General features: G+C 51.3%; 23 protein-coding genes. 18 read left to right on the forward strand and 5 right to left on the reverse strand.

All coding sequences use genetic code 11. The features are described 5' to 3' along the window. Position 1: 1 nt before the first annotated feature. The 7 genes from FGS84_RS10070 to FGS84_RS10100 all read left to right on the forward strand — a co-directional run bounded on the left by FGS84_RS10070 (position 2) and on the right by FGS84_RS10100 (position 5,675). Positions 2–328, forward strand: coding sequence for a hypothetical protein (locus FGS84_RS10070; protein ID WP_002595368.1), 327 nt, complete (start codon positions 2–4; stop codon positions 326–328). Positions 329–393: 65 nt separating this feature from the next. After that, positions 394–654, forward strand: coding sequence for a hypothetical protein (locus FGS84_RS10075; RefSeq protein ID WP_002595369.1), 261 nt, complete (start codon positions 394–396; stop codon positions 652–654). After that, positions 654–1,265 (forward strand): hypothetical protein, encoded by a 612-nt coding sequence (locus tag FGS84_RS10080; protein ID WP_118077229.1) that lies wholly within the window; start codon positions 654–656, stop codon positions 1,263–1,265. The genes FGS84_RS10075 and FGS84_RS10080 overlap by 1 nt, the downstream gene beginning before the upstream one ends. A gap of 96 nt (positions 1,266–1,361) precedes the next feature. Next, positions 1,362–2,138, forward strand: a complete 777-nt coding sequence (locus FGS84_RS10085) for a Fic family protein (protein WP_118077230.1) — start codon at positions 1,362–1,364, stop codon at positions 2,136–2,138. A gap of 149 nt (positions 2,139–2,287) precedes the next feature. Beyond that, complete coding sequence (locus FGS84_RS10090) at positions 2,288–4,051, forward strand: DUF87 domain-containing protein (RefSeq protein WP_341466695.1); 1,764 nt, start codon at positions 2,288–2,290, stop codon at positions 4,049–4,051. Positions 4,052–4,069: 18 nt separating this feature from the next. Beyond that, complete coding sequence (locus FGS84_RS10095) at positions 4,070–5,131, forward strand: amidoligase family protein (RefSeq protein WP_138308001.1); 1,062 nt, start codon at positions 4,070–4,072, stop codon at positions 5,129–5,131. A gap of 31 nt (positions 5,132–5,162) precedes the next feature. Continuing rightward, positions 5,163–5,675, forward strand: coding sequence for a gamma-glutamylcyclotransferase family protein (locus FGS84_RS10100; protein WP_118077232.1), 513 nt, complete (start codon positions 5,163–5,165; stop codon positions 5,673–5,675). Between the two features lie 25 nt (positions 5,676–5,700). On the opposite strand, the gene FGS84_RS10105 is transcribed toward FGS84_RS10100, so the two are convergent. Then, positions 5,701–6,036 carry a helix-turn-helix transcriptional regulator gene (locus FGS84_RS10105; protein WP_002595375.1) on the reverse strand — a complete coding sequence of 112 codons (336 nt, stop codon included), beginning with the start codon at positions 6,034–6,036 and terminating at the stop codon, positions 5,701–5,703. A 138-nt stretch (positions 6,037–6,174) separates the two neighbouring features. Here FGS84_RS10105 and FGS84_RS10110 point away from each other — a divergent pair, with 138 nt between their 5' ends. The 11 genes from FGS84_RS10110 to FGS84_RS10160 all read left to right on the forward strand — a co-directional run bounded on the left by FGS84_RS10110 (position 6,175) and on the right by FGS84_RS10160 (position 16,838). Next, positions 6,175–6,726, forward strand: coding sequence for an SLOG family protein (locus FGS84_RS10110; RefSeq protein ID WP_118077233.1), 552 nt, complete (start codon positions 6,175–6,177; stop codon positions 6,724–6,726). A 49-nt stretch (positions 6,727–6,775) separates the two neighbouring features. After that, positions 6,776–7,801 carry a C40 family peptidase gene (locus FGS84_RS10115; RefSeq protein ID WP_118077234.1) on the forward strand — a complete coding sequence of 342 codons (1,026 nt, stop codon included), beginning with the start codon at positions 6,776–6,778 and terminating at the stop codon, positions 7,799–7,801. A gap of 371 nt (positions 7,802–8,172) precedes the next feature. Continuing rightward, positions 8,173–8,448 carry a hypothetical protein gene (locus FGS84_RS10120; RefSeq protein ID WP_118077235.1) on the forward strand — a complete coding sequence of 92 codons (276 nt, stop codon included), beginning with the start codon at positions 8,173–8,175 and terminating at the stop codon, positions 8,446–8,448. 75 nt (positions 8,449–8,523) lie between these two features. Next, positions 8,524–9,363 (forward strand): hypothetical protein, encoded by an 840-nt coding sequence (locus FGS84_RS10125; protein ID WP_182464849.1) that lies wholly within the window; start codon positions 8,524–8,526, stop codon positions 9,361–9,363. 16 nt (positions 9,364–9,379) lie between these two features. Continuing rightward, complete coding sequence (locus FGS84_RS10130; RefSeq protein ID WP_118077236.1) at positions 9,380–9,643, forward strand: DUF6103 family protein; 264 nt, start codon at positions 9,380–9,382, stop codon at positions 9,641–9,643. A 399-nt stretch (positions 9,644–10,042) separates the two neighbouring features. Beyond that, positions 10,043–10,459 carry a hypothetical protein gene (locus tag FGS84_RS10135; RefSeq protein WP_118077237.1) on the forward strand — a complete coding sequence of 139 codons (417 nt, stop codon included), beginning with the start codon at positions 10,043–10,045 and terminating at the stop codon, positions 10,457–10,459. An 85-nt stretch (positions 10,460–10,544) separates the two neighbouring features. Then, positions 10,545–10,832, forward strand: coding sequence for a hypothetical protein (locus FGS84_RS10140; protein ID WP_118077238.1), 288 nt, complete (start codon positions 10,545–10,547; stop codon positions 10,830–10,832). A gap of 69 nt (positions 10,833–10,901) precedes the next feature. Then, positions 10,902–13,772 (forward strand): MobP3 family relaxase, encoded by a 2,871-nt coding sequence (gene mobP3, locus FGS84_RS10145; protein WP_138308003.1) that lies wholly within the window; start codon positions 10,902–10,904, stop codon positions 13,770–13,772. Between the two features lie 17 nt (positions 13,773–13,789). Beyond that, positions 13,790–14,722: a DUF3991 and toprim domain-containing protein gene (locus FGS84_RS10150; RefSeq protein ID WP_118077240.1), complete on the forward strand. Its 933-nt coding sequence runs from the start codon at positions 13,790–13,792 to the stop codon at positions 14,720–14,722. A gap of 58 nt (positions 14,723–14,780) precedes the next feature. Beyond that, positions 14,781–16,562 (forward strand): type IV secretory system conjugative DNA transfer family protein, encoded by a 1,782-nt coding sequence (locus FGS84_RS10155; RefSeq protein WP_138308031.1) that lies wholly within the window; start codon positions 14,781–14,783, stop codon positions 16,560–16,562. A 9-nt stretch (positions 16,563–16,571) separates the two neighbouring features. Beyond that, positions 16,572–16,838 carry a helix-turn-helix domain-containing protein gene (locus FGS84_RS10160; RefSeq protein ID WP_002595386.1) on the forward strand — a complete coding sequence of 89 codons (267 nt, stop codon included), beginning with the start codon at positions 16,572–16,574 and terminating at the stop codon, positions 16,836–16,838. Between the two features lie 228 nt (positions 16,839–17,066). Here FGS84_RS10160 and FGS84_RS10165 read toward each other — a convergent pair whose 3' ends face one another. The 4 genes from FGS84_RS10165 to FGS84_RS10180 form a co-directional block, all read right to left on the reverse strand. Then, positions 17,067–17,309 carry a helix-turn-helix transcriptional regulator gene (locus FGS84_RS10165; RefSeq protein WP_051077491.1) on the reverse strand — a complete coding sequence of 81 codons (243 nt, stop codon included), beginning with the start codon at positions 17,307–17,309 and terminating at the stop codon, positions 17,067–17,069. A gap of 253 nt (positions 17,310–17,562) precedes the next feature. Next, positions 17,563–18,483, reverse strand: coding sequence for a glycoside hydrolase family protein (locus tag FGS84_RS10170; protein ID WP_002595387.1), 921 nt, complete (start codon positions 18,481–18,483; stop codon positions 17,563–17,565). Positions 18,484–18,794: 311 nt separating this feature from the next. Further along, the gene (locus FGS84_RS10175; protein ID WP_002595388.1) at positions 18,795–19,352 is read right to left on the reverse strand and encodes a hypothetical protein; all 558 of its coding nucleotides are present in this window, start codon (positions 19,350–19,352) and stop codon (positions 18,795–18,797) included. 16 nt (positions 19,353–19,368) lie between these two features. Then, positions 19,369–20,496: an N-acetylmuramoyl-L-alanine amidase family protein gene (locus FGS84_RS10180; RefSeq protein ID WP_002595389.1), complete on the reverse strand. Its 1,128-nt coding sequence runs from the start codon at positions 20,494–20,496 to the stop codon at positions 19,369–19,371. Between the last annotated feature and the right edge of the window lie 610 nt (positions 20,497–21,106).

A 21,106-nucleotide genomic window follows, 5' to 3' on the forward strand; every position in this document is an offset into this window, starting at 1 on the left:
CATGGAAAACCGCAAAAATCTCTGCGCCATGATTCCCGAATCCCTGCACACGCAGGCGCGGACGGAGCAGGAAAAACTGGAGCTGACACTGAGCCAGTATGTTGAGATGGTATTAAAAGAACACTTTGAGATGGGAGGGAAAGCAATGGATGGCAAGACAAGGACGCTGGCGTTTCAGGTATCGGAGGAACTCTTCGGGAGGATTAAGGGGCATCTGAAAAAGACGGGTTTAAGCCAAAAGGATTTCGTGATTAGCCTGATTGAGCAGGCGCTGGCTGAAGCGGAGAACGCTGAACCAGACACAGCCGGACAAAAAGAGGAATCATAATGACAGACATTTCAAACCGCCGGAGCCATGGAGCCTCGGCGGTTTTCACTTGGAGGTGAACAATTTTGTATATTTACCCTGACAATTTAAAATCCAAGGCCACGCTGTGGCTCTGGCAGCTAAAAGACATCGGCATCATCGGCGTGTGTGCGGTGGTATCCATTCTGGCGCTGACGCAGGCCGGGTTCTTCCCGCCCATCGTCCTGACGGCGGTGTTCGCCTTTCTGACGATCCGCTTCGACGACACCAGCATTCTGGATTTTATCAAGTATGCCTGCGGGTTCTTTTTTACCCGCCAGCAGCTCTATGAATGGAGGTACAGATAATGAGCAGAAAGAAAGACACCGTCCCCGCAGGAGGGAAGAAACAGGCCCGTGAGAAAGCCTCTACCCGCCAGCTCATCGGGGCCGAGGCCGTCACGGATTACAGCCTTGTCACCCACGGGCAGGGCGAGCTGGTGTATTTCATCGTCAAGCCCTCCAACATCTCCGTACTGTCCGAGGCCAGCGTCGGGGCGCGGATTTATGCCCTGATGACGGTGCTCAAGGGCGTGGCGGAGATTGAAATGCTGTGCCTAAACAGCCGGGAGAGCTTCGAGGACAACAAGCGGTTCCTGCGCTCCCGCATGGAACAGGAGGACAATCCCGTGGTGAGGAAACTCCTTGAAAAAGACCAGACCCACCTCGACCGGATACAGGTGCAGATGGCGACCGCCCGTGAATTTTTAATCATGATCCGGCTGAAGGATGAGAAGGAATCCGAGGTGTTCCCCTATCTTTCACGGATAGAAAAATCGCTGAAGGAACAGGGGTTTTCCGTAAAGCGGGCCGACCGGGAGGACATCAAGCGTATCCTTGCCGTGTACTATGAGCAGAACGTGACCACGGAAAAATTTGAGGATTTTGATGGGGAACGCTGGATCATTCCGGAGGATTAAGCCGTGGGTATTCCCAAATATCCTGGTGAAAAGGCTACTTTTTTTTGCGGTATTGTGGTATGATAATCAGAAGAAAAACGAGAGGATGGTGACGCGGTGGAAGTACTGCAGAAAGTGGACCGCTTTCAGAAAGAAATCAATGCCTTGCGTCCGTTTGAGGGCGAAATGCTGGATCAGATAAAGGATTATTACCGGATTGGGCTGACATGGACCTCCAATGCGCTGGAGGGAAATTCCCTGACCGAGAGTGAAACCAAGGTGCTTTTGGAGGAAGGGCTGACCGTGGGCGGCAGGCCGATGAGGGATGTGTTTGAGGCGGTGGACCACGCCAGGGCCTATGATTTTATGTTCTCCCTGATGAAGAACCGTTGCATTGACGAGTCCGCCGTGCTGCGGATGCATAAACTGTTTTACCAGAATATTGAGCCTGACTATGCCGGGCGGTACCGGGATATGAAAGTAGTGATTACCGGGTCCCATTACCCGACGACAGCGCCGGAAAAGCTGGACAGGGAGATGGCCGGTCTGTTTCAATGGGCGGCTGGGGAACGGGAGCGGCTCCATCCGCTGGAATTTGCCGCCGAGCTTCACAGGCGCTTTGTGTTCATCCATCCGTTTAAGGACGGAAATGGCAGAGTCGCCCGCCTGCTGATGAACCTGGCGCTCATTCAGGATGGCTATCTTCCGGCTGTGATTCCGCCGGTTCTGCGTATGGATTATATCTCCCTGCTGGAAAGGGCGCACCGTGACCCGCATGATTTTATCCAGTTTATTGCCGAAAGGGAGCTGGAATCACAGAAGGAAATCCTGAGACTGTTTCAGATCCCGTTTCCCAAGATGGAGCAGGGATTGTCAGGAATGGAATTAATGTAACAACAGAAAAAAGAATTGACCATGCGTCGGATACAGAAATGTGTCCGGCGTTTTTCTATGCCCAAAATCAAGGAGGTATCCATTTGAAAAGAGCGAGAACCGCCCCTACGGCGGCTGCGGAGGATGTGCATATTCAGGAGTTTCTGGACATGATCGCGCCCTCCGTTATCAAGTTTGAAACTGACCACTTCATCTGTGGCAACACCTACCGCTGTGTGTGGGCATTGCGGGAGTATCCGACCGCCACCGATGAGCAGGCTATCCTGTCGCATCTTGGGGAAAAAGATGGCGTCACCCTGCGTATCTACACCCGCCATGTCACGCCGGTGGAGGAAAAGAAAATCATCAGCAACGCGGCCAACAAAAACCGCATGGACAGGAGCAACACCAACGACCTCCAGCAGACGGTGCTGGCGGAATCCAACCTGCAGGACGTGACCACCATCGTGGCGCAGATGCACCGGAACCGGGAGCCGTTACTTCACGCGGCAGTTTATCTGGAGCTGTGCGCCCATGACATCGACCAGTTAAAGCTCCTGCAGACCGAGGTGCTGACGGAGCTGATCCGCTCCAAGTTAAATGTGGACCGGCTTATGCTCCGTCAGCAGCAGGGATTTCAGTGTGTGATGCCTACCGGCTGGAACCTGTTCCGGGATCAGTTCGAGCGTGTCCTGCCCGCCAGCAGTGTGGCCAACTTATATCCCTTCAACTACAGCGGTAAGACCGATCCGCAGGGATTTTATATCGGACGGGACAAGTTCGGCAGCAACGTGCTGGTGGATTTTAACCGCCGCGCCGATGACAAGACCAACGCCAATATCCTGATCCTCGGTAATTCCGGTCAGGGCAAGAGCTACCTGTTAAAGCTCCTGCTGACAAACCTGCGGGAATCCAATATGCGGGTGTGTGCGCTCGATCCTGAGATGGAGTACGAGGATCTGACCAATAACCTCGGCGGCTGCTTCATTGACCTGATGGGCGGCAAGTATATCATTAACCCATTGGAGCCGAAAACATGGGATGAAGCGGGCAGTCCAGAGGACATGGATGCGCCACAGACCTTCCGCATCGGCTCCCGTCTGTCTCAGCACATCAGCTTCCTGAAAGACTTTTTCCGCACCTATAAGGATTTCACCGACCGGGAGATTGACGTCATTGAAATCATGCTTCAGAAGCTGTATGCCAAATGGGGCATCAGCGACCAGAGTGACTTTGACCGTCTGGAGCTGGAGGATTATCCCATCCTGTCTGACCTGTATGCCTTTATCGAAAGGGAGTACAAAGGCTTTGACGAGAGCAGGAGGCAGCTCTACACGGCGGAAATGCTGCAGAGCATCCTGCTGGGCTTAAACTCTATGTGCGTGGGCGCGGAGAGTAAATTTTTCAACGGGCATACCAACATCACCGATTCCAGCTTCGTCACCTTCGGCGTGAAGGGACTTTTACAGGCCAGCCGGAGCTTAAAAAATGCTCTGCTGTTCAACGTGCTGTCCTTCATGAGCGATGAACTTCTGACCGAGGGGAACACCGCCGCCAGCCTGGATGAATTTTACCTGTTCCTGTCCAACCTGACCGCTGTGGAATATGTCCGGAACTTCATGAAGCGTGTGCGGAAGAAGGACTCGGCGGTGATTATCGCCAGCCAGAACCTGGAGGATTTCAATCTGGACGGCGTCCGGGAGTACACCAAGCCCCTGTTCTCCATCCCCACGCACCAGTTCCTGTTCAACGCGGGCAGTATTGACGCCAAGTTTTATACGGATACCCTGCAGCTTGAGGACAGCGAATACAACCTGATCCGTTATCCGCAGCGCGGCGTGTGTCTCTACAAGTGCGGCAACGAGCGGTATAACCTGATGGTAAATGCACCGGAGCATAAGGCGAAGCTGTTCGGAAAAGCAGGCGGCAGATAAGGAGGGAGGCGACAGCGCATGGATTTAAAAGACCAACGCTTCGGCATTGAGATTGAAATGACCGGCATTACCCGCGAAAAAGCCGCCGAAGTGGCTGCTGAATACTTTGGAACAACCTCCCGTTACCTTGGAACTTACTATGATACCTACGCCGCATTGGACAGTCAGGACCGTCAATGGAAGTTTATGAGTGACTCCAGTATTGACGCGCATCGTAAGGTGGGCAACCGTAAGGTTTCTGCCGGTGTCGAATATCAGACAGAGATGGTCAGTCCCATCTGTAAGTATGAGGATATTGTCCCGATTCAGGAAATTATCCGCAAATTGAAGGAGGCCGGGGCAATCACAAACGGAAGCTGCGGCATTCATGTGCATATCGACGCCTCCCCATTTGACGCCCGGACGCTGCGCAATATCACCAACATCATGGCATCCAAGGAGGATTTGATCTACAAGGCCCTGGGGGTTTCCGTGGCCCGTCAGGACCGATGGTGCCAGCCGGTGGAGGAGCGTTTTCTTGAAGAATTAAACAGACGCAGGCCAAGAAACATGCAGGAGGTGGAGCGGATCTGGTACAACGGAGCAAGCCGCAGCCATGAGCACTATGACAGAAGCCGCTACCATTGCCTGAACCTGCACTCGGTCTTCCAGAAAGGCACGGTGGAGTTCCGGCTGTTCAATGGGACGCTCCACGCCGGGAAAATCAAGGCTTACATCCAGTTCTGCCTTGCCATCGGGGCGCAGGCGTTAAACCAGAGCTGTGCCAGCCGGAGGAAAACGCAGACCACCAACGAGAAATATACCTTCCGCACCTGGCTGCTGCGGCTGGGGTTAAACGGCGATGAGTTTGCCACCGCCCGCCAGCATCTGCTGGCCAATCTCCCCGGCTGTATCGCATGGCGCGATCCGGCGCAGGCCGAGGCGCAAAAGGAGCGGTTAAGGCAGAAAAGAGAAAAGGAGCGGGAGCAGGCAAGGCTGGAGCACACCGCTGCCGGAGCCGTCCCGCAGGAGCAGACAAACGAACAGACTGAACAGGCCGGGACTTCCGATGAAGCACCGGCCTTTGTCATGCGGATGTGAATCCGCACTATGAATCGTGAAGGAGGAAATCATGAGTAGAAAACCTACGCTTTATATTGCCTATGGCAGCAATTTAAACCTGCCGCAGATGGCGTTCCGTTGCCCCACCGCCGAGGTGGTTGGGAAAAGTGAACTGAAAGATTATGAGCTGCTGTTCCGCGGCAGCCGCTATGGCGCAGTCGCCACGGTGGAGCCAAAGGAGGGCAGCTCCGTCCCTGTGCTGCTCTGGAAAATCCGGCAGATGGATGAGGCAGCGCTCGACCGCTACGAAGGATATCCCAGTTTTTACGGCAAGCAGATGATGGATGTGGAACTGGACGGCAAGACGGTGTCAGCGATGGTTTACATCATGACGCCCGGCCATGAATTTGGCGCCCCATCGGATTGTTATACCGGGGTCATCCGGGAGGGATATAAGTCGGCGGGCTTTGACACGCAGGTGCTTGACGATGCCATCGACCACGCATGGGAGCTGATGCGGGAGCAGAGCCAGTTCAGCCAGCAGTCCCTGTTCGGCATGGGAGGCTGGGATCAGCTAAAATAAAAAAACGCATCCATTCAGATGCGGCTTACTTGTCGGATAACCGGATTGATTTCACATAGGCGGCCAGCAGCTCTTCCACATAGGGAATGTATTCCGGAGGAAGGCCGGAGAGCATGGCATTAATGGCTGACAGGTTCCCTTTTTCTTCCGTGCCAAACAGAATGTAATCGGCGGATGTCCCCAGCGCCCTGCAGAGTTTGATCAGGGATTCCGCCGTGAAGCTGCCGCTGCCAAGCTCAATCGTTCCGATGAAAGAACTGGCAAGCTCCGCTTTTTCCGCAAGTGTTTCACGGGAATAGCCCAGAGTCTCACGGCACTTCCTGATCCTTCCCCCAATTTCTACGTTAAGCTGTTTTTTCAAACCAACACCGCCCTTCATCCTTTATAGTGATAGTTTATCCTACTCGATTGAATATAAACATCATTGATACAGGTTGAAATATAACCTCAATCAAGTATAATTAGTATCATCAACAGAGGATAAAGGAGGAAATGAATCATGGAGGCTAAAAGAACCTGCTGTTTTACGGGACACCGCCCGCAGCGGCTTCCGTTCCAGTTTGACGAGCAGCATCCGGATTGTGTGCGGCTGAAGGAACGGCTCCGTCAGGAGATGGTGCGGTTGATTACCGAGGAAGAAGTGAGCTGTTTTATAACCGGATTGGCGCTGGGGATTGATATGATCTGCGCCGAACTGGCGCTGGAACTGAAGGAAACCCATCCGCAGGTAACGCTGGAGTGTGCGATTCCCTATGAGGAACAGGCGGCAAGATGGACGGTTCCTCATAGGGAACGGTACTATGACATCATTGTCCGGAGCGATTATGAAAATCAGCTTCAGGGATATTACACCAGTGACTGCATGAAGAAACAAAGCCACTACATGGTGGAAAAAAGCGGCCATGTGCTGGCGGTATGGGACGGCGATGCCCGCAGCAGAACCGGGCGGACCGTCCGCTATGCCAGAGAGCTGGGGCGGGAGATCACCATCATCCACCCGGTGACATTGGAAATCATCAGAGAAAAGAAAACAGAACCTGCGCTGAAATAGGCTCCTTTTACGGGGCTTGTTTCAAGCGCCCTGAAAGGAGGAAACGCCTATGGCAGCACCCGCCGCCGTGCTGGTGGCCAAGGCCGCCCTTGTTGCGGCAACGGATAAACGCACATGGACGGCCATCGCTTCGGTGGCCGCCGCCATCCTGACGCCGTTCATTTTAATCATTGTGGTTCTCTTAAGCACTCTGTCCGGCACAGCAGACCACAACAATGCCGCCGTGGATCTGACATTCAACGGCGGCTATTTATCTTCTGGACTTCCCGAGGATTACCGGATGTACATCGAAAAGATGCGGGGCAGCTTCACGGACTTGGATGCGGCCTTGGCTGAGATCAACGGCATGGCCGAGGACGGAGAGGTGGACGCCTACCGGGTGAAATCCATCTTTTATTCTCTGTTCTTCGGCGCGGATCAGCCCCGGATGAACGACGGGGACTACCGGAGATTTGCCGACTGCTTCGTGACCTACGAGGAACAGGAGGATGAGGATGGCGAAACCTATACCGTAGCTGTTCCAATTATAGACTTGGAAGCCGTTTATGGGAACCTTTCCGCCGCGCTTGGCAGGACAATCACCGCAGAGAACAAATCCAATGCGGGACGGATCTACCTGCTGGCACTATATGGCCCCGCCGCTGTTCCGGGCGGGGGGAACGGCCTGCCTCCCGGTGTGTCTATGGGTGACGGCAGCTTTGCGGCGCTGATGGCGGAGGCCACCAAGTATATCGGATACCCTTATGTGTGGGGCGGCTCCAGCCCTTCGACCTCCTTTGACTGCAGCGGGTATGTGTGCTGGGTTTATACGCATGCCGGTGTTTACAACCTGCCGCGCACCACGGCCACTGGTATCTATGACCAGTGTTCCCTCGTGCCGAAAGCGGAAATGCAGCCGGGCGATTTGCTCTTTTTTACCCGTACCTATGCTTCACCTGGGCCAGTCAGCCATGTCGGAATCTATGTTGGCGCGGGTCAGATGCTGCACTGTGGCTCCCCGATTGGCTATGCGAATATCAATTCCGCCTACTGGACAGAACACTTTTATGCCGTGGGCAGGCTGCCTGCCGGTTGATGTCGAGTGACAATTATAACTGATAAAGTCACAAAAATAATTGATAATTTACAATTAAAAGTGATAAAAAGCCGTTCAGTAAGAAAAGTGACAAATGGATTGATAAAAACAATCTGAAAATAACAATTATGTTTGATAATACAGGCCTGTTATCAGAACGCATATCTGCTGACAAAAAATAGCATGGCATGATTGTGTAATAGGGTAGCTTTGCTTTTATGCCGGACAGGTATTTTATCAAACATAATTGTAAAAAACGTGCAAATTGTTATCACTCATAATTGTAAAAGGACAGTTGATTTTAGTACATTCTGGTATCGACTTTACGGGATTTCTGTAGTATGTTCGGTCGCGGAAGGAGGTGAAAAGCGATGGAAGAACTGGATGAGATGGCAAGAGAACTACTGGCCGAGCGCATCCAATCCATACGGAAGGGATTTGCCAAGGGGCAGCCGGAGGACTGGAAGGATAGAAGTAAAAACCATATGGAACGGATGGATGCCATCCTGCAATCCCTGTCGGACGCAGATCGGGAGTGGCTGGACGACCATCTGACGGACGGCATGATGGTCTCGGAGGAAGAATGCACCGCCCTCTATCTGGCGGGCATGAAAGACGGCCTGAAGCTGTTCAAACAGCTATTCTAGAAAACAAACCAGCGGCAGACCGCCAGAGCATTGGCGGCTGTTGCTGTTCCCATAGAAAAACAAGGAGGTGTGTAAATGACGGAAAGGAGAGAAGAAAGCCTGTTTTATCAGGCGCTCGGCTACATCAGCCAGGTTGAGAGTGGATTTGGTTTGTACGACTGTCTGCATAACGGTGTTGGCATGACCAATGCCGAGATTGAGGAAGCAGGCTATGAACTGGAGGAATACTACCAGAAGGATACGCCGGAGCACCTGGCCGCCGCCAGCAATCAGCGGTACCTTTCGTTGGAGGAACTGGAGCGGCAGGCCCGCAAAGCGGTGGAATTTATCATACAGGACGGTACCGAAAATACCTCAAGCGGAAACTGGATCCTGTCCTTTGTGGAACTGGAACAACAGAGCGGATTGTGTGTGGAGGGCAAGCCTTTTTTTCAGCAGCTCATCGGAAATATGCTGTGTGAGCGCCCGGAGGTTGCGGATCTGTCCATCGATGAAAATGGCTTTGATGTGACCTATTATCTCGATTTCTGCCGGAACTTTGAGCAGGAAACGGAACCGGAAGCTGTGCAGACAGACGGCTCCCGGCAGAAGCTCTGTGAACTGCTCCGCATCCCTCTGGCCGATGTTCACCTCGTTCACAAGGAGGTGAACATCGATCCGGCCACCATCGTGGAACTGTCGGAGAATACCCTGACGGATGCCGGGAAGCAGGCATGGACCGATGTGTTGGACGCGGAAGTGTGCCGAATTTATGCGGGAGCCTACGGGCTTCAGGTAGAACTTGCAGGTGTGAAGCCATACCGCCTGCAGGATTTTTCCACCATGCTGGCAGGCTACTGTTCCGAAGAAAACTATGAAAAATGGGTGGCCGCGCCGAAAGAAGCGCCAGCGCAGTCCCCGGAAATGAAGCTGTGAAAAGGAGGATGCCCGAATGAAAAACACTACCCTGACGCTCTCGTTCAACACTGAAAAGCTGGACGCACTGACCTTCCACATGGGCAAAAAGGATGCCGACCTGCAGGCGGAGCTGAACGAAACGATCCAGAAACTGTATGAAAAATATGTGCCGCAGGCCACCCGTGAGTACATTGATGATAAGGTGATCCGCGAAGCCGGAGCCAAAGACCGCCCCCGCAGGCCGTCCAGACTCGCGCCTCGTCCGGTGGAAGATGCCCAGCCGGAGGACAACGCCTGATAAGTACGTCTGCGGGAAAGCCAGCCGCTCCCCCGTGTCTGCCCCTGTGACGCCCCGTGTGGGCTTTTTCGGGGCAGGGTGGCATCCGTGTACCCCTGTGGCTGGTTTCGCCAGCGTTGGGGCAATGTGGCCGCCACTCTGGAAAAAGACTGAAAAAGCCTTGCTGTGGCTGGAGTTTAGGGGGAACTGGCAGGGTCGAAATGTGTGCAGGTTAAAGGGGTTATGCTGCTTTCGCAGCCTAACCCCGGAAAACACCGCCCGGCAAAGCCGTGCGGGGAACAATGTTTGAATACTGTTCCGGCGCTTTCTGAAAAATTTGATGCCTGACCGCCCGTAAATGCCCATACTGTGGGCGGTTTCGTGAATACCAAGCGGGAAATCCGGGGAAAGGAGGCCGAAATGGTGGAAGAAAAAGCAGCAATGCGGCGGGTAGGACTTTATCTGGAGCAGGAAGTGCTGGACTTATGCGACAGCCTGCTGGGACTGGCAGAGGTGCGCTCCCGCAATGAGTTTGTGGGGGAAGCACTGCGGTTTTACTGCGGTTATCTCACCTCGAAAAAAGCAGAGGACTATCTGCTCCAGTCCCTCTCGTCCGTCATGACTGGCACGGTGCAGGACAGCGAGAACCGTATCGCCCGGATGGACTTTAAGCTGGCGGTGGAGCTGTCCAAGCTGGCCCATGTGATTGCGTACACCCATGAGGTTGACGAGGAAGCCCTGCACAAGCTACACTTAAAATGTCTGGAGGAAGTCAAACGCATCAATGGCGCGATTGATTTTGAAAGCGCATATAAATACCAGAAACGCGAAACCTAAATTGTGAGAAAATATTTGTTGGGTTTGGATATGGACTGACGCACCGTCATCGTTTATGGTGTGCCTAAAAAGGAGCTGATTGAGTATGGACAAGAATGAAATTTTTGAATTTGTCATCCGGGAGATGACGGAAACGGCACTGCTTAACCGCAGGGAAACCTGTGCGGAGGAAGAACAGCAGCTATACAAAGAAACCGGCGCACTGTCACGGCAGCGGCAGGAGATATTGGCAAAGCTGCCGCCGGAGGATTGTCAGGTGCTGGAGGATTACTTTGTGAAAACTAATCTGATCGCCGACCATGAGTGCAGGCACCTCTATGTGCAGGGGGCGAAAGACTGCGTGGAGCTGCTGAAGAAGCTGGGCGTGCTGTAAAAGTAAAAAACAAGGACAGAGGGAGCGGCTGAGGCTGCTCCTTTTGTCTTGCCGGAAAGGAGTCCCTCTATGGCAAAAATTATTTTCACCTCCCGCTATCTGCGGGATGCGCCGCCCGCCCAGCTTGAAAATTATGTCCGCTACATCGGAACCCGTGAAGGTGTGGAGAAGATTGACGAGAGCAAGCTGCTGCTCCCGGCAACGGTGAACCAGCGCAGGCTGATTCGCCAGCTCGTCCGCGATATCCCGGCATCCAAAGATATGCTGGAATACGCGGATTTTCTTTCGCACCCGACCATCGGAAACGCATCGGAATTTATCTCCTGCGCGCTGGAACAGAACCTCGACCTCGTGGCAAAGAAAGAAAACTATGTGGACTACATCGCAAACCGCCCCCGTGTGGAGCGTGTCGGCGAGCATGGTTTGTTTACGGATGCGGGTAAGCCAGTAGTGCTGGCAAAGGTGCAGGATGAGGTGGCGGATCACAAAGGCCCGGTCTGGACGCACGTTATTTCCCTGCGCCGGGAGGATGCGGCCCGGCTCGGTTATGACAGCGCCGAACAGTGGATGGCGCTGCTGCGCTCCAAACGGGCAATGCTCTGCAAGCACATGAAAATCGACAGCGCCAACCTGCGCTGGTATGCCGCGTTCCACAATGAGAGGCATCATCCCCATGTGCATCTGATGGTCTATTCAGCAAAGGACAACGATGGCTTTCTCACGGAGACGTCCATTGAGGCCATGCGTTCGGAACTGTCACACGATATCTTCCGGCAGGACTTTGCCAATATCTATGAGAAACAGAATCAGGCTCGTGCAGAACTAAAGGCCGGGGCTGGCGATGTCCTTCAGGAGCTTCTGGATGCGCTGCGCTCCGACACGATGGCCAGCCCGTGGATTGCAGAGCAGATGGAGCTGCTGGCCAGACGACTGCAAAACACCAGCGGCAAAAAAGTGTATGGCTACCTCAAACGGGATGTGAAGAATCTGGTGGACCAGATCGTAGATGAGCTGGCAAAGGACAGCCGGGTGGATACGCTGTATCAGGCGTGGGGCAAGTGGCAGAATGAAATCCTGCTGACCTATCAGAAAACCGCGCCGCCTCTGCCGCCCCTATCCCAGCAGAAACAATTCAAGAGTATCAAAAACATGGTGATCGCTGAAGCAATGAAGCTGGGCGGTCACCATTTTACATTTGAGGATGAGGGAGCGCCGGAGCCGGAGAGCGCCGCTGATCCGGCCGAACCGGTGGAATCGACAGTGCCGGAGGATGAAGGAGCGCCGGAACCGGACTGGACGCCGTCTGAAAGGGAGTCCGTCCGATACGCTGGCGGCTCCGGCCGCAACACCATGTGGAGCGATCGCTATAAAAAAGCGCGGCTGTTCCTGTTCGGCGGTACGGATACCGAGCAGGACTTTAAACAGGCATTTGCCTTATTCCAGCAGGAGGCGGAATCCGGCAACCCATTGGCCATGCATGACCTCGGCAGGATGTATGCGGACGGTCTTGGCCGAGAGATTGACAACGCCGCCGCACAGGAATGGTACGCCAAGGCCCTCGCCGCTTTTCAATCTGCGGAGCGGACAGTCAAAGAGAAACAGCGCCCCTATCTGCAGTACCGTATCGGAAAGATGTATGCAGCCGGTCTTGGCACAGAGCAGGACTATGGGGAGACGGCTCTGTGGTTTGGCAAGGCGGTTGTAGCGAACCACAGGTATGCGCAATATTCGCTGGCCGGATTGTACTACCGCGGTCAGGGGGTGGAACAGAGCTATGAGCAGGCGTTCCAGCTCTACGGCTGTTCCGCGGCGCAGAAAAATCCCTATGCCAGCTATGAACTGGCTAAGATGTACCGGGATGGGATCGGCACAGAGAAGAATATGGAAGCTGCTGATAAGCATTTCATAGATGCGTTCAACGGCTTTTTTCAATTGGAGAAAGACAGCCATGACGATAAGCTCCAATACCGCCTTGGCCAGATGCTCCACACAGGAACCGGCACGGAGCAGGACGATGCGGCGGCCGCCGACTATTGGGAACGCTCCGCCAAGCTGGGAAACGTAAACGCGCAGTATGCCTTGGGCAAGCTGTGGCTGGACAATGAAACCGGCAATCCGGAGCAGGCTGTGGTGTGGATCACCAAGGCGTCAGACGGCGGAAACGCGGCGGCGCAGTATGCGCTGGCTAAAATCTTCCGTGACGGCAAGTATGTCCAGCAGGATATCAGCAAAGCGGTGGAGCTGTTCACTTTATCGGCAGAACAGAAAAATGAATATGCGGCCTATCAGCTCGGCAGGCTCTATCTGTCCGGGGAGGATATTCCCAAGGATGTTGCGGCTACCGTGAAGTGGCTGTCTTTTTCTGCTGACCTCGGAAATCAGTTCGCACAGTATGCCCTTGCCAAGCTGTACCTTGCCGGAAAAGATGTGCCACAGGATATCAGCAAAGCGGTGGAGCTGTTCCAACGGTCTGCTGGTCAGGAGAATCAATACGCACAGTACCAACTCGGAAAGCTGTATCTGTCTGGGGAGCATCTGCCAAAGGATGTGGAAGCGGCAATCCGCTGGCTTGAAAAATCAGCGATGCAGGAAAATCAGTTTGCACAATACGCTCTCGGCAAGCTGTACCTCTGTGGCCACGATGTTCCCCGCGACAAAGAAAAGGCGGTTCCGTTGCTGGAGGCGTCTGCCGCACAGGGAAATATCTATGCGCAGTTTTTACTGGATCACATAGACTCCTTCCGCAATCCCTCACCGTTCCTTGCCGCCACAAGACTGCTCCGCCGGCTGGAGAACCTGTTCCGTGAGGATGTCCGTAAGGCCGCGGGCGGCACGGCATACCACATCGACCGCAAGCGCAGACGCAGGCTGGCGGAGAAAAAACAGGCGCAGGGCCACAAACGGGATGACCGGGAGCCTGTGCAGCAGCAGACCTATTGATTAGGAGGTGTCTTTTTATGGGCTATGTTTATTTTACAGATGACCAGAAGCAGCGGGCCAACGCTGTGGATCTGGAGGACTTTCTCACTCGGCAGGGCGAGAAGCTACTCCGGTCCGGCAGGGAGAAACGGCTGGCCAGCGACCACAGCATCACGGTGCGCGGCAACGAATGGTACGACCATGCCGCTGAGAAAGGCGGCTGCGCCATCGACTTCGTGCAGATGTTCTACGGCAGGAGCTTTCCGGATGCGGTAACGATGCTGTTAAACGGCGAACAGGGGCAGGCGTACCGCTCCAGTGAACAGCGGAAGCCGGAACCTCCCAGACCATTCGTGCTGCCAGAAGCAAACCATGATATGCGGCGCGTGTATGCGTACCTTACCAAAACACGCTGCCTTGACCGGGACATTGTTTCCACATTTGCCAGAGCGAAGATGCTTTATGAGGATGCCAAATATCACAATGTCGTGTTCGTTGGATTTGACAAGGAGGGCGTTGCCCGCCATGCGCACAAGCGTGGAACCTACACACAGGGAGAACCATTCAAGGGAAATGTGGATGGATGTGATCCCCGGTTCAGTTTCTATTACACCGGCCAGAGCGATACGGTGTATGTGTTCGAGGCGCCCATTGATATGCTGTCCTTTCTTTCTCTTTATCAGCAGGACTGGCAGCGGCACAGCTATGTGTCCCTCTGCGGTGTGTCTGAACACGCTCTGCTTCAACTCTTGGTTGAAAACCCGCAGGTAAAGAAAATCGGCCTGTGCCTCGACAACGACAAGGCCGGACTGAAAGCGCGGGAGAGGCTCACTGGAATCCTTGCGGAAAAGGGATATGGTGAGGTGTTTTCCCTCCTGCCGCGGCAAAAAGACTGGAACGAGGATCTGCAGACGAAAAAAAACATGATTACACAAACACCTGCGACCGGGCAGGCAATGCAGATGGCTTGAAGGGAGGAAAAACTTGCAGACACATCAGATTGCTTTACTCATCTGCGTCGGTCTTGGGATGTTTGCCGTTATCGGCGGCCTGTCCCTGCTGGCGCATTACTACACGCTGAACGGCATCAAATCCAAGACAGTCGGCGATGGTCAGCATGGTACGGCGCGGTTCGCCACTGAGAAAGAAATCAGGGATACCTACGCGCAGGTGGCCTACGAGCCAGAACGTTGGCGGCGCGGCGAAGCCCTGCCGGGAGAGCAGGGGCTGGTGGTCGGCTACAAGAAGCACGGCTCTGCCATTACAGCGCTGGTGGACAGCGGCGACATCCACTGTCTGATGATCGGCGCGGCAGGCGTCGGCAAGACCGCCAATTTTCTCTATCCAAACATTGAGTACGCCTGCGCCTCCGGCATGAGCTGGCTCTGCACCGACACCAAAGGAGATCTGTTCCGCAACTACGCGGGGATAGCCAAGGACTGCTACGGTTACCAGATTTCTGTGCTTGATCTGCGTAACCCCACCCGCTCGGACGGCGATAACATCCTGACACTGGTCAACAAGTATATGGACGAATTTCTGGCGCACCCGAAGAATCTGGCGGCAAAGGCCAAAGCAGAGAAATACGCCAAGATTACCGCAAAGACCATCATCTGTTCGGATGGAGCGGAGGCCAGCAGCTATGGTCAAAATGCCTTTTTCTACGATGCCGCCGAGGGACTGCTGGCATCGGTCATCCTGCTGATTGCGGAGTTCTGCGAACCGGAGAAACGGCACATCATTTCTGTGTTTAAGCTGATTCAAGACCTGCTGGTCCCCTCCCCTGTCAAGAACCGCAGCCTGTTCCAGCTCCTCATGGATAAGCTGCCGCCTACACACAAGGCCAAGTGGTTCGCAGGCGCGGCGCTCAACAGTGCGGATCAGGTGATGGCATCGGTGCTGTCCACGGCCATGTCCCGGCTGAATGCATTCCTCGACTCCGAGATGGAGCAGATACTGTGCTTCGACAGCGCACTGGACACGGAAACCTTCTGCACCAGCAAGTCAGCCATCTTCATTGTGCTGCCGGAGGAAGATAATACAAAGTATTTTATGGTCAGTCTGTTCCTCCAGCAGCTCTACCGGGAGATGCTGACCATTGCTGATGAACATGGTGGTAAGTTGCCGAACCGTGTGATGGTATTTGCTGATGAGATTGGTACGATTCCCAAAATTGAGTCAATGGAGATGATGTTCAGTGCCGGACGTTCCCGCCGGATTTCGATGGTACCCATCATCCAAAGTTTTGCGCAGCTCCAGAAAAATTACGGCAAGGAAGGTTCCAGCATCATCATCGACAACTGTCAGGATATCCTGTTCGGCGGTTTTGCTCCCAATTCCGAAAGTGCTGACATTCTTTCCAAGGCGCTGGGCAACCGGACGGTGCTGTCCGGCTCCATCAGCCGGGGAAAAAACGATCCCAGCCAGAGCCTGCAGATGATGAGCCGACCGCTGATGTCCCCGGATGAACTGAAAACGCTGCCTAAAGGCCACTTCATTCTTGCAAAGACCGGGTGCTGTCCCATGCAGACACAGCTTCCGCTGTTCCTCAAATGGGGCATCCGCTTCGGCGACGCCTACGAGGTGGCGGAGCAGGCCGCAAGGCCTGTGGCTTATGCTGACCGCTTCGAGCTGGAGCAGGAGATCCTCCGACGCAGAGATGACTGCGATGCCGAGGAAGATACGGAGGAACCGCCGCTGCCGTCTACAGGCGCGGCAACCGGGTCAGGTCAGCTTCATACTCCGGCCCCGGCTCTGGAACGCAAAGAGCATCGCGGTGCAGCCCGCCGTCCACCGCTTCGCACGGATTAGGGGGTGCCTATGGGATATTTCTCTGCAATCTATGCCGAGGATCTGCCGCACCGCGCCAAGACAGTCTATATGTACCTGAAAGACCGCTGTAACCATCAGGGGCAGTGTTATCCCGCCATCGGAACCATTGCAAGAGAGCTGCAGCTCTCCCGCAGAACCGTGGAACGGGCCATTGCCGATCTGGTTCAGGCGGGCCTGCTGACAAAGGAGCAGCGCTGGCGCGAGAACGGCGGTAAGAGCAGCCTGCTCTATACGCTGAAGGAGATAACTCCGTAAAAAAAAACGCCGCTAGGGGGCAGCTCTGCGCTTTTGACGGCGTATGGTATATGCCATGATGACGTATGCATTGAAGGAATCACTTGAAGAAATACTTAATGGCAGAGAAAAAACAAGAATCACCTTCCGAAGAAGGTGGTTCCGTTCATTCAGCCTCTAACATCTGCTTGACTGTGGCTAACAGGACTTTTTATCGCTGCTGTTCAGCAAGCGGATTAAGCGTATTAACTATTCGGATTCACTGCTGTCTGTATCTCTATCCGAAAAGACAATGGTATCTGCAGAGAGGTTGAGCGCCCGAAGAATACGGTTTAATGTCTCCAGACCAATCCCCTTTTTCTCATTTTCAATGGCTTGGAGATATCGGGCAGTTTTTCCAACCCGTTCACCAAGTTCTTTCTGTGTCATTTTTGCAGCAATGCGGGCCTGCTTTAAAATAGACCCCATGTATGAAAGATTTAGTTTTTCCACCAATAGTTCACCATTGTACAGTTCAGGTGATGGTTCGTGAATGTACCGACATTACATGAAAAACAGGAATATAATCTGATTCTATTCGTTGAATACTATAACAGGAAAAGAAAACTTCACGTTACCATGTAGTGCTCAAATATGTATGGGTTCAAAGTGACATTGTCAGATTCTAAACGGGAATCAAGCATAAGCTCGATTCCCGCAGTAGCTGATTAAATGCCAATTCTACTTACCTGCCTGGATCAAAGAATTATCCCTGGTATGCGTTTTCAGTAGTGTAATCCTCCACCACCCGGTAGCCAGGATCAGGAACTGTAGTGTTATACTGTTCTAACCAGACACCGTCATCATCTACCCAATAGTAGGTGTTGTTGACTGCAGATTTAATGTAGCATTCAACAAACAGATAACCATCCATGCCAAAGCAATAGTCTTTTCCAGCAATTGTTTTCCAAACGCTAATGGGGAAAGCATACCCCTTTTCCACATACCACCATCTGTTGTTATCATTGTAGTCCTTTACCCAGCCCTGTACATAATCGCCGCTGATCCAGCCATCGGCGATATGGAACCAGGGATCGCCATTAATCAAAATGCGGCCAGTGGCCTGAACGCTTGCACCTGTGTTGAGTTTCCTCACGATAGTAGCACTGGTATTCGGACTGGTTCTTACATTTACATTCGTACCCTGGACGGTCAACTGGGCGCTGACAGGGATTTCATTAGACGGGGCGGGAGTGCCATTCAAAAACATTGCTTTTTCCGCAGCGCGCCTTCTTACCAAACCCGGCTGGATTACATGATTATCATAAATCCATACATCAAACTGATTGGCGGCACCATTAATATCCCCCTGATTCAACAATCTCAGCAATGTGCTGTTGCTAAATGCCGTAGGTCCGATATTAAAAGTGAGTGAAACAAGCGCATCAAACATATTTTGCGTAATGCTGTAGGTTACCTTGCTGTTTACAGTGTTTTCTGCACCTTTGACATCCTGTCTGAGAAATTCTACCGCCTGTGCCTGAGTAATGACCATACCCGGATAAACTCCGGCGGTATGTCCATAACCAATTGTCCATACGCCTCCTGTGTCCTGGTACGCAGTTAATTCGCACCCCTCAAAAGAGGTAATTAAATCAATTCCTGCCTGTGAAGTTGTAAATGCCATATCTGTTCCTCCATTCAAATTTTATTTTGTACATGTACATCTGGTAATAAGGATTAAATGAAGGATTTGTAAACTGATTTCATGAAATCAGCAAAGTTTATTGTACTGTATACTCATACTAAATAGTAACTCAAACTTCCCACACCGTTTGGTGTACCGCACCTGGTGAGTATTCTATTTTAGTATGCGAAGTTTGAGTGATTAAATGGAATTCATTAGGGATTCAGAATAGTTGTGAAGTATTAAGACTAAGCAGGAATCACGTTATTCCGTGATTCCTGCAATTGAAAAAATCAAGTGTAGAAAAAAATCTAAAGCGCCATAGATTCCAAATTCGGCACAATATCTTTTATGTCGATATCTACTCCGATAGGAACATTAAGATTCATGTATACACCATCATTGAGCCATAGATAATATTTATAGTCCTCATCTGAAGCGTAATAATACTCATATCCGTCTGCTTGCTCGTTAGTAAAGGTATTGGTATTTGTGGAAGTAATGCTCTTCAAAGCGGAAGCGCCATCTTCATACCGATTGGTTATTACGCAAATCCCATCGTTATAGATACAATTAAAATAAGATTCCTTAACCTCAATCTTTGCCAGAGATAATCCCAGGTTATTACCATCAGTAAGGTAATAGACCTTTTCTTCTGCAGACTCTGAAATAGTGCGGGTATTGGAAGCTGTGGCTATGTTATATGCCTGCATCAGCTCTTCCAAAGAACCATATGTGTCTACCGCAGAGTAAGGCGCAGCAGCCTGCTCAACAGTCCCTGGTGAGACTGGTTCCGCCGAATTGGCATTTGCTTTGCACCCGGTAATTAAAGCTGCTAACACTATAAATCCAATTAATTTCTTATACATTGTTATCCCTCCTGATTTAATGGTTATCTCTTTTAAAAGTTTCCTTACAGTGCTCACACCAAATGTCATCTGTAGACAGTGGCATATTGTCAAAGCCACCATTCATGATGCAAGGAGCATCTTTAGTACACTTTCCATCATCTAATCCAAACATGTGTCCCATCTCATGTTGAATAATACGTGTATGGACATTTTTTGTAGAAGATGGAAGTACTGTTATATAACTATATGAGTCGTTGGAAAATGTTACCCCTAATATATTGGTTGCATGTTTATCCCACCACCCACATAATGGGGTCATTGTCATTGCAAATTTTAAATCTGCAGAAAAGTCAGGTGTGTTTTCTTTGAAAAAATTCAAATTTTTAATGGCGTTCCGATGGTGATACTGTGTAACTGTAGAGTTTTTGCAATCAGAATCAGGTACTTCGTTACAGTGATTGTTAACTCCGCTTTTACATAAAGTATTGGGAAATTTCGTGTCTTGGAAGGTATAGCCTGTATCAAATTCAAAATTCCATACATATTTATAAGGTGTTTGAATTTGACTTAACAGGGAATTTGCGTAAGCCTCACCGTATTCATCATCAAAAAGAGTATCAATGTATCCTTTTACAGTAAAATTCTTTGCCGTTTTAGGCTGTTCTATTATCATTCTCCCGTCTTCAGCAAAATAATACTTTACGCCATCAATGGTCAGCCAAACCTTGGAGACCATAACACCATGAGCATCCATATAGTACCAGTTTCCGCTTGCCTGTACCCAGTAAATCATCATATAGCCTTCTGTGTCATGTAAATAATACCATTTCTTGTCCACATCCTGGAACCAACCGGTCTGCATCCAACCGCTACTGTCAAAATGATACCACCTGTCTCCAATTTGTTCCCAGGCATTTGTGGTGTAGCTTCCATCTGTATGGCGGTACCACCATTTGCCTGAAGAACTGTCCTGAATCCATTCCCCGGTGGTTGCTTTTGGCTGGGTCAGCATACTAGCGTTGCTTTCAGTCAGCTCAATAACGGACAGAGGGGGTAATGTTCCAAACGTCCCCTCCTTTTTTTCGGCGGCAAAAACCGTTGACAGCATTAACATGGATATGCAAATACTGATTATAGCAGTAAAAAACTTCTTTTTATTCATTTTATTAATCCTCCTCAAATTATTTGATTTATAACCGGTTATACCAAATAATAAGGATAGGAAAGTCCATGTTGTAAACGATATAATATAATTATTTAACGGTTAATGATAGTCTTAGTGTCCGCACTAAACCGCAGTTGGAATCTGTCTATGGGAGCTGTTAAGCTCAGGAAATTCTTTTTTATTGTATGATGTATTTGGATTGGTTGACAAACTCATATTTAATTAAAATGATTATATTCTAAATTGATTCTTTCCTCCAGTAACAAAATAATGTCACTTATATGTTATATAACTATTATTAATAGTTAATATTAGCATGTGTTTGTTGATTTATCAATTAATCTTATCTATTTTACAACTTAATTTCCTCGATATTGGTAAAATAATATTACATAGTCTTTTATATTTGCAAATTCACCTAGTTTATAAAATTACTCAAACTTCTCACACCGTTTGGTGTACCGAACGAAGGGACAGCGCAAGAAGCAAGTGTTGAATCAGAAACGGGGGGTGCAGAGCAAAAGAGAGAAAGCGTCACGATAGAAACAGCATCAGTGACTCAGGATGATATTATTTTATATGGATCCATCAAAACGATAGACGGTTT

This window comes from Clostridium sp. 1001271st1 H5 (genome assembly GCF_005845215.1).
Classification (GTDB): Bacteria; Bacillota; Clostridia; order Lachnospirales; family Lachnospiraceae; genus Enterocloster.